The 18,575-nt window shown below is 39.5% G+C and carries 19 protein-coding genes and 2 pseudogenes; 17 read left to right on the top strand and 4 right to left on the bottom strand.

Going from position 1 to position 18,575, the window contains the following annotated elements; translation table 11 throughout:
- Nucleotides 1-22: 22 nt before the first annotated feature.
- From pdxB to V3224_RS09770, 10 genes are all read left to right on the top strand, one after another.
- Nucleotides 23-1,153 carry a 4-phosphoerythronate dehydrogenase PdxB gene (pdxB, locus tag V3224_RS09815; protein WP_334470221.1) on the top strand — a complete coding sequence of 377 codons (1,131 nt, stop codon included), beginning with the start codon at nt 23-25 and terminating at the stop codon, nt 1,151-1,153.
- Between the two features lie 33 nt (nt 1,154-1,186).
- Nucleotides 1,187-2,197, top strand: a complete 1,011-nt coding sequence (locus V3224_RS09810) for an aspartate-semialdehyde dehydrogenase (RefSeq protein WP_334470219.1) — start codon at nt 1,187-1,189, stop codon at nt 2,195-2,197.
- Nucleotides 2,197-3,012 carry a tRNA pseudouridine(38-40) synthase TruA gene (truA, locus tag V3224_RS09805; protein WP_334470217.1) on the top strand — a complete coding sequence of 272 codons (816 nt, stop codon included), beginning with the start codon at nt 2,197-2,199 and terminating at the stop codon, nt 3,010-3,012. Before V3224_RS09810 ends, truA begins: the two co-directional genes overlap by 1 nt.
- Before the next feature lie 58 nt (nt 3,013-3,070).
- The gene (locus tag V3224_RS09800; protein WP_334470215.1) at nt 3,071-3,751 is read left to right on the top strand and encodes a DedA family protein; all 681 of its coding nucleotides are present in this window, start codon (nt 3,071-3,073) and stop codon (nt 3,749-3,751) included.
- A gap of 109 nt (nt 3,752-3,860) precedes the next feature.
- Nucleotides 3,861-4,814, top strand: coding sequence for an acetyl-CoA carboxylase, carboxyltransferase subunit beta (gene accD / locus V3224_RS09795; protein WP_334470213.1), 954 nt, complete (start codon nt 3,861-3,863; stop codon nt 4,812-4,814).
- 4 nt (nt 4,815-4,818) lie between these two features.
- Entirely contained in the window at nt 4,819-6,126 is a 1,308-nt protein-coding gene (folC, locus tag V3224_RS09790; RefSeq protein WP_442890185.1) for a bifunctional tetrahydrofolate synthase/dihydrofolate synthase, read from the top strand.
- Nucleotides 6,116-6,733 carry an SPOR domain-containing protein gene (locus tag V3224_RS09785; RefSeq protein WP_334470211.1) on the top strand — a complete coding sequence of 206 codons (618 nt, stop codon included), beginning with the start codon at nt 6,116-6,118 and terminating at the stop codon, nt 6,731-6,733. The genes folC and V3224_RS09785 overlap by 11 nt, the downstream gene beginning before the upstream one ends.
- Nucleotides 6,734-6,924: 191 nt before the next feature.
- Nucleotides 6,925-7,428: a colicin V production protein gene (gene cvpA / locus V3224_RS09780; RefSeq protein ID WP_334470210.1), complete on the top strand. Its 504-nt coding sequence runs from the start codon at nt 6,925-6,927 to the stop codon at nt 7,426-7,428.
- A 13-nt stretch (nt 7,429-7,441) separates the two neighbouring features.
- Nucleotides 7,442-8,953, top strand: coding sequence for an amidophosphoribosyltransferase (purF, locus tag V3224_RS09775; RefSeq protein ID WP_334470209.1), 1,512 nt, complete (start codon nt 7,442-7,444; stop codon nt 8,951-8,953).
- A 95-nt stretch (nt 8,954-9,048) separates the two neighbouring features.
- Entirely contained in the window at nt 9,049-9,621 is a 573-nt protein-coding gene (locus V3224_RS09770; protein WP_334470366.1) for a UbiX family flavin prenyltransferase, read from the top strand.
- Here V3224_RS09770 and V3224_RS09765 read toward each other — a convergent pair.
- On the bottom strand, nt 9,614-10,534 hold the full coding sequence (locus tag V3224_RS09765; RefSeq protein ID WP_334470207.1) for a TIGR01777 family oxidoreductase: 921 nt from the start codon (nt 10,532-10,534) through the stop codon (nt 9,614-9,616). The genes V3224_RS09770 and V3224_RS09765 overlap by 8 nt on opposite strands.
- Nucleotides 10,535-11,378: 844 nt before the next feature.
- Between V3224_RS09765 and yfcD the strand changes: the two genes are divergently transcribed.
- Nucleotides 11,379-11,933, top strand: coding sequence for an NUDIX hydrolase YfcD (gene yfcD, locus V3224_RS09760; protein WP_334470205.1), 555 nt, complete (start codon nt 11,379-11,381; stop codon nt 11,931-11,933).
- A 182-nt stretch (nt 11,934-12,115) separates the two neighbouring features.
- Here the strand turns inward: yfcD and V3224_RS09755 are convergent, their stop codons facing one another.
- Entirely contained in the window at nt 12,116-13,642 is a 1,527-nt protein-coding gene (locus V3224_RS09755; RefSeq protein WP_334470203.1) for a hypothetical protein, read from the bottom strand.
- Between the two features lie 46 nt (nt 13,643-13,688).
- Here V3224_RS09755 and V3224_RS09750 point away from each other — a divergent pair, with 46 nt between their 5' ends.
- The 5 genes and pseudogenes from V3224_RS09750 to istB all read left to right on the top strand — a co-directional run bounded on the left by V3224_RS09750 (nt 13,689) and on the right by istB (nt 16,413).
- Entirely contained in the window at nt 13,689-13,814 is a 126-nt protein-coding gene (locus tag V3224_RS09750; RefSeq protein ID WP_334470201.1) for a hypothetical protein, read from the top strand.
- A gap of 111 nt (nt 13,815-13,925) precedes the next feature.
- Nucleotides 13,926-14,798: an IS982 family transposase gene (locus V3224_RS09745; protein ID WP_334467716.1), complete on the top strand. Its 873-nt coding sequence runs from the start codon at nt 13,926-13,928 to the stop codon at nt 14,796-14,798.
- A gap of 6 nt (nt 14,799-14,804) precedes the next feature.
- Nucleotides 14,805-15,050, top strand: a pseudogene (locus V3224_RS29890) (IS701 family transposase); the annotation flags it as partial.
- A 332-nt stretch (nt 15,051-15,382) separates the two neighbouring features.
- Entirely contained in the window at nt 15,383-15,628 is a 246-nt protein-coding gene (locus V3224_RS09740; protein WP_334470199.1) for a hypothetical protein, read from the top strand.
- Nucleotides 15,625-16,413 carry an IS21-like element helper ATPase IstB gene (gene istB / locus V3224_RS09735; RefSeq protein WP_334470197.1) on the top strand — a complete coding sequence of 263 codons (789 nt, stop codon included), beginning with the start codon at nt 15,625-15,627 and terminating at the stop codon, nt 16,411-16,413. The genes V3224_RS09740 and istB overlap by 4 nt, the downstream gene beginning before the upstream one ends.
- 46 nt (nt 16,414-16,459) lie before the next feature.
- Here istB and V3224_RS09730 read toward each other — a convergent pair whose 3' ends face one another.
- On the bottom strand, nt 16,460-16,651 hold the full coding sequence (locus tag V3224_RS09730; protein ID WP_334470195.1) for a hypothetical protein: 192 nt from the start codon (nt 16,649-16,651) through the stop codon (nt 16,460-16,462).
- 308 nt (nt 16,652-16,959) lie between these two features.
- Between V3224_RS09730 and V3224_RS09725 the strand changes: the two are divergent.
- Nucleotides 16,960-17,934 (top strand): annotated as a pseudogene (locus V3224_RS09725) (IS701 family transposase).
- A gap of 294 nt (nt 17,935-18,228) precedes the next feature.
- Here the strand turns inward: V3224_RS09725 and V3224_RS09720 are convergent.
- Complete coding sequence (locus tag V3224_RS09720) at nt 18,229-18,501, bottom strand: hypothetical protein (protein ID WP_334470193.1); 273 nt, start codon at nt 18,499-18,501, stop codon at nt 18,229-18,231.
- Nucleotides 18,502-18,575 lie beyond the last annotated feature (74 nt).

The following is an 18,575-nucleotide window of genomic DNA, read 5'->3' as shown; positions in this document are numbered from 1 at the left end:
AATATAATTGGGCATTAAATAAGTGAAAATATTGGTTGATGAAAATATGCCTTACGCAACACAATTGTTTCAAACAATGGGTGAAGTCAAGGCAGTTTCTGGGCGTTCAATCTCATCGTCAGAGCTAGCAACAGCGGATGCTTTAATGGTGCGTTCTGTTACTCAAGTCAATGAAGCATTACTTAAAGAGAGTAAGGTAAACTTTGTTGGTACTGCAACGGCCGGATTTGATCATGTTGATAGGCAATGGTTAGCGCAAGCGGGCATCGCTTTTTCTGCCGCTCCGGGTTGTAATGCGACAGCGGTGGTGGAGTATGTTTTTTCCGCTTTATTGGTACTGGCTGAACGTGATTGCTTTGATTTACGAGAAAAAACGGTCGGTATTGTTGGGGTTGGTAATGTTGGCAGTCGTCTTAATGCGCGTTTAAAGGCTTGGGGAGTGAATACGTTACTTTGTGATCCACCTCGTGCAGATGCTGCCGATAATAGTGAGCAATTTTGGCCACTGGAAAAATTAGTTAGTCAGGCGGATATTTTAACTTTTCATACCCCGTTAAATAAATCTGGCCGTTATTCATCTTATCATTTATTAAATGAAGAGTTGCTTACAGCTATGCCGGCAGGACGTATTTTACTAAATACTAGCCGCGGATCAGTTGTTGATAATCAGGCATTGTTAACAGCCTTAGAAAATGGTAAGAAAATCGACGTTATATTAGATGTTTGGCAACATGAACCCTCTATTTCCCTACCTTTGTTAGCTAAAACTAGAATTGGCACGCCACATATTGCTGGCTATTCTCTGGAAGGTAAAGCACGCGGTACCAGCCAGATTTTTACCGCATTTAGCCAGTCTTTAGGCCAAGAACAGCAAATTAAACTAGCTGATTTATTACCTAGTGCAGAGTTTAATGAAATTACTTTTAGCGGTGAATTAACGCAGGCAAGTTTAAAACGTTTAGTGCATTTAGTTTATGATGTCCGTCGTGATGATGCGCCATTAAGAAAAATTGCCCATCTTGCTGGTCAGTTTGATCATCTGCGTAAATATTATCCAGAACGCCGTGAATGGTCATCTCTTAGAGTGAGTTGTAATGATGTCGATGCCGCGAATGCACTAAAAATGCTAGGCTTCAATACCAAATTAATTTGATTAAGCATGCTAATGAAATTGGAGAAAACCAACATGACAGAAGGTTGGAATATTGCACTATTAGGTGCTACTGGTGCGGTCGGAGAAGCCGTATTGAGTTTATTACAAGAACGTCAGTTTCCTGTTGGTGAGTTATTTCTATTGGCCAGTGAAAATAGTGCGGGAGAAAGCATTCGTTTTAATGGCAAGCAATATACGGTTATTGATGCTCAATTATTTGACTGGACACAGGTGCAATTAGCTTTTTTTGTTGCTGGTAAGGAAGCGTCCGCTCGTTATGCAGAGCAAGCAGCGCAAGATGGTTGTATTGTCATTGATAGTAGTGGTTTATTTGCGCTGGAGCCAGATATTCCATTAGTGGTACCGAGTGTTAATCCCCATCTCTTGGCTAATTATCGTAACCGTAATATTATTGCCGTTGCTGATAGCTATGTCAGTCAATTGTTAGTCGCCGTTAAACCGCTAATTAATGTTGCCGGCATTCATCGTTTAATTTTAACCAATCTGTTTTCAGTTTCGGTGCATGGCAAAAGTGCAGTGGATGAATTGGCGGGTCAAAGTGCCCGATTATTAAACTGTTTACCCGTTGATAATGAACGTTTTATTAAGCAGCTAGCATTTAATCTATTACCATTATTAAGTGATGATGAAGGCTCTGCACCACAGGAGCGCAGTTTAGTTGATCAAGTGCGTAAAATTTTACAAAATGATGGGTTATCTATTATTGTCAGTTGCTTACAAGCACCGGTTTTTTATGGCAATGCACAAGTGGTTCATGTGGAAACATTACGTCCAATGACTGTACAAGAAGCCTGGCAAGAAATTGCTCAATTTGATGATATTGAGCTAGTTTGCGAAGATGATTTTCCAACTCAAGTAACCGATGCTTCAGGTAGTGATCGATTAAGTATTGGTTGTATGCATAATGATTATGGTGCACCTGAGATATTACAGTTTTGGTCGGTTGCCGATAATACCCGATTTGGTGGTGCTCGAATGTTAATAGAAACTGCGGAGCGATTAGTGCAGGAGCAATATTATTAATGTTGGAGAAGCAACCCCCTTTGTCGATGGCTAAAATTGCGTTAGGCATTGAGTATGATGGTAGCCATTATTATGGCTGGCAGCGTCAACAACAGGTAAAAAGTATTCAAGCTTGTTTGGAGTTCGCGCTAACAAAAGTTGCCAATGAATCTATCCATGTTTATTGCGCCGGTCGCACTGATGCAGGTGTGCATGCGACTGGTCAGGTTATCCATTTTGAAACATCTGTCATACGTAAAGATTCTGCCTGGACGATGGGGGTTAATAGTTATTTACCATCCGACATTGCAGTACAGTGGTGCAAAATTGTTGAGCCAGATTTTCATGCTCGTTTTTCTGCCACCGCGCGTCGATATCGTTATATTATTTTCAATCATCGACTTAGACCTGCGATATTAGCCGCAGGCGTAACGCATTACCATGCCCCCTTAGATGCGGAAAAAATGCATCTTGCCGCTCAGGCATTGGTTGGGGAGCAGGATTTTACTTCATTTAGGGCTATTCAGTGTCAATCTAAATCACCTTGGCGTAATATAAAGCATGTTCATGTCAACCGTTATGGTGACTATATTGTGGTTGATATTAAAGCTAATGCCTTTGTTCATCATATGGTACGCAATATTGTTGGTAGTTTGCTGGCAGTAGGGTGTGGTGATCAGGATATTAGTTGGGTAGTAGAGCTTTTAGCATTGAAAGATAGAACAAAAGCGGCGGCGACTGCAAAAGCAGAGGGGCTCTATTTAGTTGCTGTCGATTATCCGGCAAAATATAAATTACCTACAACGATCGTAGGACCGCTTTTTTTACCAGAATAATGAATTTAATTTTGCGTTTAATTACACAGCGCTGAAGCTGTCAACTGTTGGATTTTTTATGGAATTTATTACTTTTATTATTGATTTTATTATACACATCGATCTTCATTTAGCTGAGCTGGTTGCTGAATATGGTATTTGGCTATATGCCATTCTATTTTTGATAGTATTTTGTGAAACTGGATTAATTGTTACGCCTTTTTTACCAGGTGACTCCCTATTATTTGTTGCTGGGGCATTAACGGCACTGGAGAGCAATGATCTTAATGTTCATTTAATGGTAGTATTAATAATTATTGCAGCAATTATTGGTGATGCGGTTAATTATACTATTGGTCGTTTATTCGGCGAGCGTCTATTTAGCAATCCTAATTCAAAAATTTTTCGACGGGTTTATTTGGAAAAAACACACCAATTTTATGAAAAACATGGTGGTAAAGCGATTATTTTAGCTAGATTTATACCTATTATTAGAACGTTTGCTCCATTTATCGCAGGGATGGGAAAAATGTCATATCGGCATTTTGCTTTTTATAATGTGGCCGGGGCTTTAATATGGGTTCTATTATTTACTTACGCGGGTTACTTTTTTGGTGATTTGCCAATTGTTCAGCAGAATTTAAAATTATTAATTGTGGCAATTATTTTAATTTCTATTCTGCCGGGTATTATTGAGATTTGGTGTTATCGTCGATCATCAATAAAAGAAAAACAGGTTGTTAAACCAAAAAATAGATAGTCATTAGCAGGTTTGATCAGTTTTTTATCCACTATGCTTTGTCATTGTGGTTTAATGATTAACATAATAATGAGACTGATAATGTAATTTCAGACAGAAAGGTCTATTAATGAGCTGGATTGAAAAGATTCTTAATAAAAGCAATATTAGCCAGACCCGTAAAGCGAGTATCCCTGAAGGGGTTTGGACAAAATGTGATAGCTGCGGGCAAGTACTCTATCGCGCTGAATTAGAAAGTAATTTAGCCGTATGTCCAAAATGTGATCATCATATGCGTATTTCGGCCCGTCAACGTCTGGCCTCTTTTCTTGATGAAGGAACCACGGCTGAATTAGGTAGTGAATTAGAGCCGAAAGATATTTTAAAATTTCGTGATTCCAAGAAATATAAAGATCGCATATCAGCAGCACAAAAAGCGACACATGAAAAAGATGCTTTAATCGTGATGAAAGGCTCGCTTAAAGGTATGCCGGTCATTGTAGCCACTTTTGAATTTGCTTTTATGGGCGGCTCAATGGCTTCAGTTGTTGGTGCACGTTTTGTGCGTGCGGTAGAGCAAGCACTGGAAGATAATTGTCCGTTAGTTTGTTTTTCTGCCAGTGGAGGTGCTCGCATGCAAGAAGCATTAATGTCTTTGATGCAAATGGCAAAGACCAGTGCGGCACTGGCGAAGATGCAGGAACGAGGGCTTCCCTATATCTCAGTACTTACCGATCCAACTATGGGCGGTGTATCAGCAAGTTTAGCCATGTTAGGCGATATTAATGTTGCCGAACCTAAAGCGTTAATCGGCTTTGCTGGTCCTCGGGTTATTGAGCAAACGGTTCGTGAAAAATTACCACCAGGTTTTCAGCGCAGTGAATTTCTGATTGAAAAAGGTGCGATTGATATGATTGTCAGACGGCCTGAAATGAGGGACAAATTAGCCGAAATACTGGCGATGCTCACTCATCAAACCGTTCAAGATGCAAGTCAAATTGATGTTATTACCTTAGTTGACGATGATCTGGAGCCACCCGATCGTGAGAAACCCGAAATTGACAACAAATCAGATCAAAAATGAGAAGATATCTGAACCCTTAATGATACCAGAGGTAACCTCTTCTTTAGCTACCTGGTTAACTTATTTAACCCACCAGCATAGCAAAATTATCGATATGGGGCTTGAGCGGGTTGGTGTCGTCGCTCGACAGCTGGATCTTTTATATCCCGCCCCGAAAGTCGTTACTGTTGCTGGCACTAATGGTAAAGGAACGACTTGCCATATATTGGAATCTATTTTAATCGAAGCAGGATTAAAAGTCGGCGTTTATAGTTCTCCTCACCTGTTAGATTATACTGAGCGCGTTAGGATCCAGAGTAAAATGTTAGCTGAAGCTGAATTTTGTCGGGTTTTTGCCGATATTGAATCGAAACGCGGCACAACAACGCTAACGCTGACCTATTTTGAATATGGCACCTTAGCTGCTTTACAGTTATTTAAACAAGCTAAACTTGATGTGGTTATTTTAGAAGTTGGTTTGGGTGGACGGTTAGATGCAACCAATATCGTCGATGCGGATATTGCTGCCATCACTAGCATTGCATTGGATCACATTGACTGGCTTGGTGGTGATCGTGAACAGATTGGCTACGAAAAAGCCGGTATTTTTCGCTCAGGGCGCTATGCGGTTGTGGGTGAACCGGATATGCCGCAGTCGATTAATCAAGTGGCTCAAACCTTAGGGGCAAAGTTATTTCGTTGTGGAGTAGATTGGCAATTTGAGCTACAAAATGATCATTGGCATTGGCGATCCCATGATCACGATTTTAAACAGTTACCTGTGCCAAATGTCCCACTGGCCAATGCTGCAACCGCATTGGCAATTATTGATTGTTTAATCAAACAGGGTGATGCCATTGGGCAGGCGATATCATTGTCTGCTATTCAGCAGGGATTGATTAAGGCGAAATTACCAGGACGTTTTCAAATTATCTGCGAGCAACCTTGTGTAATTTTAGATGTTGCGCACAATCCCCATGCGGCAGCTTATTTAGCCGATAGACTAGCTCGCTTACCCAGGCAGAAAAATACTAAAGTTCATGCCGTTGTAGCGATGTTAGCCGATAAAGATATAAAAAGTACTTTATCTTATTTGGCTGCGCAGGTTGATAAATGGTATCTCGCTTCATTAAGTGGGATACGCGGTGCCGATGCAGCGCAATTAGCGCAGTATGTTGAATCGCCATATCAATTTGCGACGGTCAAAGATGCTTGGTTGCAGGCTATGGCCGAGGCTGACAAACAGGACATTGTGTTGGTTTGTGGCTCATTTCATACTGTTGCAGAGGTTATGGAACTGCAGACAAAAGAGGAAAGTTTAAGTGGCCAGTAAGTTTCAAAACCGTTTGGTGGGAACGATTGTTATTGTTGCAGTTGGTGTTATTGTATTACCCATATTATTGGATGGTAATAAGAAATATAATGAGACTGAATTTGCAGCGATCCCTTTGGTGCCTAAAGCCAGCGATGAATATGAAATTGAACCTATTGCGCCGATTAATCCGAAACCACTAGCGACATCTTCAGCGAGCGCTGTAGAAGCCATGATTTCTGAGCCCACTTCTGATTCGAAGGCCAAATCAGCAGATAGTCTGTCCGCTCAGCAACAAGCAAAGTCTAAACCAGCTGTCAAAGTTGAAAAACCCGCGCTAGTGCCAGAACATATCACTAAGTCAAATGAGAAAACTCAAGCACCTCAGGCGCGGGCTTATGTTATTCAGTTGGCAGTACTGAAAAATGCAGCAAAAGTGGAAGAAATTATTGCCAAATTACGTTTATCTGGCTACCAGGTTTATACCGAGCCATCATTACCAATTAATGGTCAATTAACTCGAATTTTTGTTGGCCCAAATGCTTCGAGAGATAAATTGCAATCCAGTTTGTCGGAATTGAAAGATTTAACCGGCTTACAGGGGCAAATACGCGGTTATAAACCGTAAATTGGGTATGTACTAATAGATAAAACATATTGATACTAAACAGTTATATTAATTATTCCTGCGGCGATCATGATTTATCTTTGCGCCGTAATTTATTGCTACTTTTCAGCAAAATATCTAACGCAAACGTTCTCGTTTTCTGCTAGAATGCGTTCGACCATGCTGAATGTTTAATTTTTTGGATTAAAATTATGGTTTGGATTGATTACGCTATTATTGCCATTATTTGCTTTTCGGCCTTGGTTAGTTTAATTCGTGGTTTTGTACGAGAAGCTTTGTCACTTATTACTTGGGGTTGTGCTTTTTTTGTTGCCAGCCAATTTTATTCTTATCTGGCGACTTATCTCACCCGCTTCGATGAGAGGCTGATTAAAAATGGTATTGCGATTGCAATTTTATTTATCGCCACTTTAATTGTGGGTGCGGTAGTCAATTATGTGATTAGCTCGTTAGTTGAGCGAACAGGATTATCAGGTACTGATCGCGTGTTAGGCGTCTGTTTTGGTGTATTACGCGGTATATTAATTGTGTCGGCAATCCTGTTTTTCCTGGATACTTTTACACCCTTGCCAAAAAGTGAAGATTGGCAACGTTCTGAATTGATACCCCAATTTAGTCATATTATTAGATGGTTTTTTGATTATTTAAAAAATGCGTCAAGTTTTTTACCTGAAAATATCACTCCGTTTGGTTGATGAGGAAAAGTAGATGTGCGGTATTGTCGGTATTGCTGGTTTTACACCAGTTAACCAATCAATTTATGATGCGCTAACAGTGCTTCAACATCGTGGGCAAGATGCTGCAGGTATTGCAACAATTGATGAAAATAAACAATTTCGCCTACGTAAATCGAATGGCTTAGTAAAAGATGTATTTGCTGCCCGCCATATGCTGCGTTTGCGGGGTAAAATGGGAATTGGCCATGTGCGTTACCCAACCGCGGGTAGCTCCAGCGCTTCCGAAGCGCAACCTTTTTATGTTAATTCTCCTTTTGGTATTACATTGACCCATAATGGTAATTTGACCAATGCACATGAATTAAGAAAAACGTTATTTGAAACGGCCCGTCGTCATGTAAATACTTCTTCAGATTCAGAAATCTTGCTCAATGTGCTTGCCCATGAATTGGATCAATTTGATCATTTTCCGCTGACTGCAGAAAATATTTTTACCGCTATTGCTGCGATGCATAACAAAGTTCGTGGCGCTTATGCTTGTGTTGCAATGATTATTGGCCATGGTTTAGTGGCGTTTCGTGACCCATTTGGTATCCGCCCTCTGGTGCTGGGTAAGCGCACATTGGAAGACGGTCAAAATGAGTACATGGTTGCTTCGGAAAGTGTCGCTTTAGATACCCTTGGTTTTGAGTTCTTGCGTGATGTCGCGCCTGGTGAAGCGATTTATATCACTGAACAGGGAGAGCTTTACAGCTGGCAATGTGCAGAAAATCCACAATTAACCCCTTGTCTGTTTGAGTTTGTCTATTTAGCCAGACCAGATTCTTTTATCGATAAAATATCGGTTAATAAAGCTCGGTTGTGGATGGGGCAAAAATTGGGCGCCAAAATTGCCCGTCAATGGCAGGATTTAGAGATTGATGTTGTGATCCCGATCCCTGAAACATCTTGTGATAGCACACTGGAAATAGCTTATATTTTGGGTAAACCCTATCGCCAAGGTTTTGTTAAAAATCGTTATGTGGGACGCACTTTTATCATGCCAAGACAGCAGGAGAGACGCAAGTCGGTTCGTCGTAAACTGAATGTCAATCGAGCCGAATTCCGTGGTAAAAATGTTTTATTAGTCGATGACTCTATTGTGCGCGGAACAACCTCTGAACAAATTGTTGAATTAGCACGCGAAGCTGGGGCCAAAAAGGTCTATTTTGCTTCGGCATCACCAGAAGTTCGTTTTCCGAATGTTTATGGTATTGATATGCCGTCCGCTGATGAATTGATTGCCCATGGGCGTGAAGTGGATGAAATTCGTCAACTTATTGGTGCTGATGATTTAATTTTTCAGGATCTTACTGATCTGATTGCCGCAGTGAGAGAGGAAAATCCCGATATCACCACTTTCGAGTGTTCGGTTTTTAATGGGGTTTATGTTACCAAGGATATTGATCAAGCTTACTTGGATTATCTGGAAAATCTGCGTAAGGACGATCAGTTAAAAGAACATAATGAGATTGAAAATTTGGAAATTTACAACGAAGGCTAACTTGTTGTTATCGTTTGAATTAAGTTAGATTTTAACGGATATCGTTAAGCTGACAATACTGAAATCTATTTTATCGTTGTTATTGAGCAAAAATGATGCAGAGAATAATTATCGGATTGGCAGGCGCTAGTGGTGCAATTTACGGTATTCGTTTACTTGAAGTTTTACGTTCTGTTGCTGAGGTTGAAACACATTTAATTGTCAGTGCAGCAGCTAAGCAGACTATAGCGCTAGAGACCTCTTATCGCCTACGCGATGTTCTAGCAATGGCTGATGTTGTCTATGAAGATAGAGACATTGCTGCGGCGATTTCTTCTGGTTCATTTATTACCTCCGGTATGATTATTATGCCGTGTTCAATAAAAACGTTATCTGGTATTGCCAACAGTTATAACGATACATTAATTACGCGGGCGGCTGATGTGGTTTTAAAAGAGAAGCGTAAATTAATCTTGGGTGTCAGGGAAACACCTTTGCACCTAGGTCATTTGAGATTAATGATGAATGTCATAGAGATTGGCGCGATAATTTTTCCACCGATGCCGGCCTTTTATCATCAGCCAGAAACCGTACAGGACATTGTCGATCAAACTGTCAATCGAATATTAGATCAATATGGTATCACCTTACCACAAACCTTATTTACTCGTTGGCAAGGTATTAAGTAATGGTCTCTTGCGACGTAGTTAACAGTAATGACTCGAGTGCTTCTTTTAATTCAATATAGTGAAATTTAAATCCAGCTTCTTCAAGACGCTTTGGAATCGCTTGTTGCCCACCTAACATTAACGCTGCAGATTCGCCCATAATCGATTTAATAACAAATTCTGGCGTTCTAATCACTGCCGGACGATTAAGTACTTCGGCCAGTATTGCACTGAACTGATCATTATGCACCGGGTAGGGTGAAGTAATATTAAACGCACCAGATAATGAAGGTGACTCAAGCAGGTAATTAATCGCATTGACAACGTCATCAATATGGATCCAGGGAATATATTGTTTGCCTTTGCCGATTGGCCCGCCTAATCCGGCTTTAAATATCGGTAACAATTTCTTCAGTACACCGCCTTCTTTCGCCAGTACCACTCCGGTTCGTAGCAAACAAACGCGTGTTTTATCACTTTCTGCTTCTAATGCCAATGATTCCCATTTTTGGCATAGTTGGTGAGTGAATTCGGCATGTGGCATATCGGATTCAGTGACAACGCTTTGTCCCTGATCACCATAATAGCCAACTGCTGAACCAGAAATAAACGTTTTTGGTGGTTTTTTACTGTCGTTGATCAGTTGGCTTAAGCGTTCTGTCATTTTCCAGCGGCTTTCACACAGAATTATTTTTTGTTCCTTAGTCCATGGTTTATTTGCAATAGGTTCACCGGCAAGATTAATAATGGCATCGAAACCATCAAGATTATTAATCTCATTTAAGCTTGTCAGACAATCAACATGTCGACCAAATAGGCTGTAAACTTTTTGGCATGATCGACTCAATACGGTGATAGTATGGGAATGTATAACCAGTTGTTGAACAAGTCTTGAGCCAATTAAGCCGGTACTGCCAGTAATAAAAATCCGCATTCTCACTCCGTAGTTTTCAATAATGATATAAGTAATTATAGTATTGATATTTAAAGAAACAGCAGATCATTAGACTGTGAATACAATCAATAAACTGGCCAGTAAAATTGTCGCCGATTTGTTGTTTAAAAAACTTCATTAAATATGGCTAATTAATGTTATTTAATACTTTAAATGTTAATTTTTGGTTAGCCCATTGATTAATTAAAACTAAAAAATGAAATAGTGAGTTATATAATAATCATATTTCTTGTAAGACTGTTAAATCAATGCTAAAAATCATATTAGCTAAGTTTATTTATTTTAATTTTTTATGAAAAGAGATTTATATTCATCAATAAATTAATTGTAACAATAAGTTGTTATTTTACAGATTGTTAATATATTAAAAGTAAAGGTAGGATAATAGCAATATTTTATTAATTATTGTTGATATTAGTTGTTATTTATAAAAAAACCAGCCGCTAGATAAAAGTAATTAATATTAAAATGGCTAATATATATCAGTAAATTTTCATCGTTTTATTTAGCGGCTAAAATTAGTATATCTTATTTTTATATTTTGCTAACTTAATGCTTATTATCATTTTTGCTTTATATTATAAAAAGAATTGATGTGATTTTATGAGTAATTTAACTGTTAATTTCAACTATCCCTAGGCTCAGCGTAAAGCCTTTTGTATCTGCTAATAACAGGCTATGCTTATTTAAGCTGTAGTAAAAAACAGGGTGCAAAAAGTGCGCCAATGGCTATCTAATGAAGACTTAATTTGTATCAGCAAGTTACTGAGTTTAGACTCAAGTAAACAGATTGATGACCGCTTAAAAATGAAAAAGGTTCAAAATGGGACGAGTAATAAGCGAAGTAGTCAATGCAGAATGGATTGATATTGTTGACGATAAAAATAAAGTGATTGCTCAGGCGACACGCCAGCAGATGAGAGCAGAGAATTTGTGTCATCGTGCAGCTTATATTATTGTGCATGATGGTATGGGTAAAATTTTGATCCAACGTCGTACTGAAATGAAGGATATTTATCCTAGTTTACTTGATGCAACCGCTGGCGGTGTTGTTACCAGTGGTGAAGGTATGCTGGCAGCAGCCAGGCGAGAGGCAGAAGAAGAGTTGGGGATTGCCGATGTACCTTTTGCAGAGCATGGGCTTTTTTATTATGAAACAACACAATGTCGGGTGTGGGGTGGTTTGTTTAGCTGTGTCAGTCATGGCCCGTTTGCATTACAGGAAGCGGAAGTGGAATCGGTTTTTTGGTTGACGCCAGACGAGATTAATGCACGTCGTCATGAATTTACCCCTGATTCACTGAAAGCCTTGTCACTTTGGTTATCCCGCAATAATAATGAATCGCAAAAAACCAAGTTATGCCAGAAAGTTGATTAAGTTTTGATGAGCAAAAATAAATAATGGTAAAGTAGTAGTGATAAGATTTAATCAGCAGTAATTTATCAATCTATTTGTTGATAATATATAATAATATTATTTTGTAATAAAAGTCTTATATTGAAAATCATAGCATATTATCTTGTTATTTTAGATAATATGCTATCAGTTTAAATAAATTATTAATTTGTTATTTCAGCCGCCGTATCATTTTCATCTTCGCTAACCGTCAACCAAGGATAGTATTGTTGGCGCCGCTGATAGCCTTTAGCGGTAACCGTTCGTGTTTCTCGCCCTAGCGGATCATAATAATGGGTGTCGGCATAGTAGCTATCACGACCGCTATCATCGAGAATATAATGCCAGCTATTACTGAAAAAAGGTTGATATTGGCGGACAACTAAGCCCTTGTTATCATACTCTACTCGACCGGTTACTGCCCATCGTGAGCTGGTGAGAGCCTGTTTTGCCTTACCGAGTTTATTTTTGGCTAAACGACTATCTTTGGTCACAATATAAGCATCACCAGCGGGTACCCGTAATGCAGTTTGCAGAGACCTGTTTGCGCTATCAATAAAGTTGATCTGTTGTCGCTGCTGTTGTTGCTCATCAGGATAATAACGATCGGTAGTGACAGTTAAAACATAGGGCGGTTGCCTTTCGGCATCATCGGCTAACTGTACTTTGTCGACTGGCGTATTGCTATTACGTAACCAACGTTGGTAGCCAATAACATTGACATAACCTTGCTCATTGACAACTTGGTTATATTGATGCTGTGAATTAGTGATTGCTGAGACAAAATCTTTGGTTGCTGGTTTCATCCTCGCTGCTGGTGCATAGAAGTAAAATAGTGCAACCGGTTGTGGTGTTGGCATGCTTAAAGCCGCGTCAATTGTGTCCGGTGGCATAAAAGGAACTTCATCGGGAGGTGGAAATCCGGCTGGCTGTCCTTCTTCTGTACCCCATATTCGACTGGAAGAGATGCGCCCAAAGGCATCAAAATCGACATAACTGATATTATCATTAATATCTTTAATGCGATAAGGCATAAGAAAACGGTAATCATAATCCGCTTGCGTATAGAAACCAGCGGCATCAGTAGTGCTTAATACGACGCAGTAATATTTATCCCATTGATAATTGGTTGCGCCGGTTAATAATGAGTGTCGCTGGCGATAAGGATAATAAAAAGTCTTTTCATCATAATATTCACTATAGTTAAGTCGTGCGACCCAGATATCGGCAGTTTCTTCCCCTGGACGTGGGAATAGGTATTTGGTTTTGATATAACCCGCATTGGTTAAATATGCTTCAATTTGACTTGTGCTAAGTACTGGTTCAAATGCGAGCAAACTTTGTTCATCCAGTTCGGCCTGCTCAGTAAAAGCGACTAAAGCTTGGATTGTCGGGATTTCTACTAGTTTATTATCGCCACCCTCTAGGTAGTAAATTTTACTTTGTCCGGCATATTCTCGCGGTGTGTTTTCACTCAAAATACCATCAGGATTTAACAGCGATTCAAGCGAAAATCCTTCAGCTGGCACATCGCTGGCAGGTAAGGTGATTATATCTGTCCGCTGTATATCAGCAATATTTAATCGCCACTGTTCTGGTGTTTTTAAATTGTGATAGCGGATTTGATTTTCGCTAATGCGTAATAGTAGTTGTTGTGGATCGTAACTTTGCTCAAAAGCACCGTCTGGCAACCAGATGGAGGGAGGAATTATACTAATGGGTCGACGTGGATAGTTGATGGCAACATTATGTCACGAGTTTCGCAATCTCCAAAAAAGAAGTATAAATTTAAAAACAAGAAAAAATCAGGGTGTTCATATTTTGTCGGGTTATCCATGTATTAAAGATATCTATAAAACCTGAGTTCGGGATAAGAAATAAAGAGAAAGTCTTGATATTCAAATAGTTGAATGAGCCTGTTTTGTTAAAATACTCTAACAGTCTGGTTAAAGAATAGAGCATTGTTAAACAATTATGGAAAATCTTACTGAACTTTATTGCCTGATGGATGATTTTTGCAAAGACTTCGAGCCAAAAATGCATGAATATTTGCTGACTAACGGTACTAAGCGTCGTAGACGGTCTACTCAGCTTTCGTTGGCGGAAATGATGACACTGGTTGTGTTGTTTCATCAACTCCGATTCAGGCAATTCAAGGTATTTTATCTCTATTATGTCCGCTTATATCTCCGGAAGGAATTTCCTAACTTGCCATCCTATTCACGCTGTGTAGAGTTACTTCCGCGTAGTGCCTTAGCGTTAACGGCACTGTTTGAGTCAATTAAGGGAAAATGCACGGGGCTATCGGTTGCCGATTCTACTCCGATAGCGGTGTGTGATAACTTACGGATCCGCAGACATAAAGTCTTCAATGGGATAGCTGAACGGGGAAAAAATTCAACAGGTTGGTTCTTTGGTTTCAAGCTTCATGTAATTATCAATCATTTGGGGGAAATACTCAGTTTTCGACTCACACCAGGAAACACCGATGATCGGAAACCATTGCCTGAGCTGACAAAGGATCTTTCTGGTTGTTTGTACGCAGATAAAGGGTATTTATCGGCTTCACTGAAACAGCAACTCAAAACGATGGGAATTAGCCTTATAACGAATATCAAAAAGAAAATGAAGCCTATTAAACAGACTTGTTTCGACAAAGCCATCTTGCGTCATCGTTCTGTCATTGAAACGGTATTTGATGAGTTAAAAAATCTTTGTCAAATAGAGCATACGCGACATCGCTCTCCGGCTAACTTTGTAGTGAATTTATTAGGCGGACTGGTTGCATATTGTTTAATGCCATCTAAACCAAAGATACCTGTTGCAGGTACGTATCTTCAAGTATAATTGATAATGCTTATCCCGAACTCAGGTTATAAAACATTCTTACAAGTAAGCAGTTTAAGATACTCTGGTTTAGCGTTATCAGAAGTAAGCCCATTGCCTTTATCTCATGACACTGTTAGCCGATGACTAAAAAGTAGATGTTTTAGACCTAAAGACCTATGGCGATTAGTTGAACCTTCTATAGACAAAAAAAGCCCTTGCGTACTAATTGCCGATGATACATTCACGAGTTTCGCACAGGCATATAAAATTCTAGAAATGGCTTAAAAGCAATGATCAATCTTCAAGTTACTAAAACACATGAATTTTCTTAAATTACAATAAGTTGTATTTGTTTTATAAGGTTTTATCTATTTATATATTATGCTGAATTAAACTTAAAAATAGAGCGTTTTTTTATTGGTGCGAAACTCGTGTTTATACTTCTTTTTTGGAGATTGCGAAACTCGTGATATGCTTTCAGTCCGAAAGTCTGCCGTCCATACAGGGCGAAGACTAAAGGTAAGGTTGAACCTTTTAATCACTATCTTAAGAATAGTTTCATTGTTCCACTAACCGCGTCATTTCGTCAGGCAGGGCTTACTTTGGATGCTACCGCCGCCAACTCACGTATTGGAGACTGGCTGAGTACAATAGCTAATGTACGTAAACACGGCACTACGGGTGTATCGCCGGAAGAGCGCATGCTACAAGAACGCTTGGCACTGTTGCCGCTGCCGAAAGTCATGCAAGCATTTCCTTTACCGATACATCAGACTCGCCCCATTCCTATCGAGAGCCTACAACATCCTTTGTCCGTCTATCAGTCGATTCTGGAGATGCCGATATGAGTCTTCAGTATGAACGCATCGAAAAATTCTGCCAGCAGCTTAAACTGGACAGACTAAGCACAGAGTGGCCAGCTGTAGCGCAAGGAACTGTCGACAAGAACGTTACACTCGCTGACTTTCTAGAGTCTGTTTTACGACACCAGTATGAAGGACTTACTGAACGTCGGCGTCAAACGATACTCCGTTTATCTGGGCTGCCAGTGATAAAGACGTTGGAGCAGTTTGATTACAAATATGCCAGCGGTGTTCCCCGTAACCAAATACAGGAACTGGCTGGACTGGCTTTTATTGAGCGCCAGGAGAATATCGTGTTGCTAGGTCCGTCTGGTGTCGGTAAGACCCACCTTGCTACTGCCATCAGCTATAGGGCTGCGATGCAGGGATTAAGCATCCGTTTTCTAACTGCGGCGGACATGATGTTGCAGCTGCTTACCTCTCATCGACAAGGTGACCTTAAAGGATATCTTACCCGAGTTATCAGTAAACCTAGACTATTGATTATCGATGAAGTTGGCTATTTACCTTTTGGCAAGGAAGAAGCAAACCTGTTCTTCCAGGTGGTGGCAAAGCGATATGAAGCGGGTAGTGTGCTCTTAACTAGTAATCTGTCTTTTGCTCAGTGGTCAAGTACATTTGGTGACGATGAGACGCTAACAGCGGCTATGCTGGATAGATTGCTGCACCATGCACATATTGTACAGATTAGTGGACAAAATTATCGGTTAAAAGACAAGCTAAAAAGCGGTCAGCTACATAAAAAATTGAAACCGGAACTTAGCGAGTAAATTAAAGGGGGTGGATCAGTTTTACTTTAGCAAAGTGGATCAGAATTCAGTTGGCATTGACACGCTTCATCACCAGCATCGGCACGTAATAGAACAGTTCCCAAAAATAGAGCGCATTGGCATCGGCAAAGTCCATCGGTTCGGTTTTATTATCTCCTTTAGCAAAGAAGCTTTCGACATTATCAATACTTTCTAACCCTGGGAAGGTTCCACCGTTGTAACTGGTATCCAATTCCACTCTTTTTTGCCTGGAACTTTTTTGAATAAAATTCTATTCTGTCACGAGTTTCGCAATCTCCAAAAAAGAAGTATAAATTTAAAAACAACACGAGTTTCGCACAGGCATATAAAATTCTAGAAATGGCTTAAAAGCAATGATCAATCTGCAAGTTACTAAAACACATGAATTTTCTTAAATTACAATAAGTTGTATTTGATTTATAAGGTTTTATCTATTTATATATTATGCTGAATTAAACTTAAAAATAGAGCGTTTTTTTATTGGTGCGAAACTCGTGAACAAGAAAAAATCAGGGTGTTCATATTTTGTCGGGTTATCCATGTATTAAAGATATCTATAAAACATTCTTACAAGTAAGCAGTTTAAGATACTCTGGTTTAGCGTTATCAGAAGTAAGCCCATCGCCTTTATCTCATGACACTGTTAGCCAATGGCTAAAAAGTAGATGTTTTAGACCTAAAGACCTATGGCGATTAGTTGAACCTTCTATAGACAAAAAAAGCCCTTGCGTACTAATTGCCGATGATACATTGATTGCCAAAACACGTAGTAAAAAAATAGAGATGGTCCATTATCAATATTCAGGTAATGAACATGAGGTTATTGCTGGCATAGGTTTAGTTAATTTGCTTTGGCATGATCTGACGAAGGTTGGATCAATTCCTATCAATTATCGTATTTATGATAAAGATTCTGATGGAAAAACAAAAAACACGCACTTTTCCGAAATGCTCACTCTTGCTAAAAAAAGAGGGATCATGCCAGAAGCCGTAGTGATGGATGCTTGGTATTCTAGCCTGGATAACCTGAAATCAATTCGCTCTCATGGTTGGATCTGGGTAACCACGCTGAGGAAAAATAGGATTGTTAACCATAACAAACAACTGAACAAGTTAGACATCTCAGAAGAAGGAACGTCAATACACTTGCGATGATATGGTTGGGTAACCGTTTTCAAATTTACAGCCAAAAACGGCCGTATTGATTACATAGTAACAAACAAAGAGAATCCCACCCGTCAATACCCCAAATCTATCATGGATGCCCGTTGTTCTGTTGAAGTTTATCATCGAGAAGTTAAACAAAACTGTGGTATTGAACGCTGTCAGGCTCGCACGAGCCGAGCGCAAAGAAATCATATTTTTCTCGCTATTTCTGCGTGGTTTGAACAACATAAACGTCGTATATCTGAAAAAATAACCCTTTATCAACAAAATTGGGACGTAATCAAAAGTGCTATTACTGAGCAAATCCGTGTTTTATTAGCGTACCCAAATTAGTTTTGTGCGAAACTCGTGTCTGTTTGCTGATAGGACGTGAGATATTTAAAAGGGAAACGTGCGATAAATGTGGATCTACCTGGGACAAACTGGATCCATCTGGGACAAGTCAGGGTGATTAAGTTACACATAGTGAAACAGAAATCATTACTTAAAATCATCTACCATGACTCGAGATATCTACCTAAGACAATAAAAATTAGTCTTCATATTTATTAGTATATAGCCAAATGACTTCTTTCATATAAATAACACTGCATCATAAATATTAAGTATTTGGCTATATCATAGTAATTACTCAATATCGAATACAGCAGGAGGAAGTGGGTGGATCATTGCTTGCACTCGCGCTTGCGCTACAGCTAACTCTGCGCGAACCTTTGAAAGCTCCAGTTCTTTATGAGCTAGCAGGTGTTTATGTACAAGGAGTAGGTCTGCCATTGCACGCACACCTTCAATCGTATCCCCTGATATAACAACGTCAGTAGCGCGATAAATAACATTTTCCCTTTCGCCCATTTCACATAAAATGGTATCTATATTTTTCATTAGGGAATGCTTGCTCATGGCTTATCTCCATTGGTTTTCTAATCAACATTGTGGTAATTGTGGTCGTACATCAGATTTTCAGTTGCTCTATG

Source organism: Arsenophonus sp. PmNCSU2021_1 (assembly GCF_036919435.1).
Taxonomy (GTDB): Bacteria; Pseudomonadota; Gammaproteobacteria; order Enterobacterales; family Enterobacteriaceae; genus Arsenophonus; species Arsenophonus nilaparvatae.
Note: the sequence above shows the minus strand (reverse complement) of the source record. Positions and strands in the feature narration are given on the sequence as shown.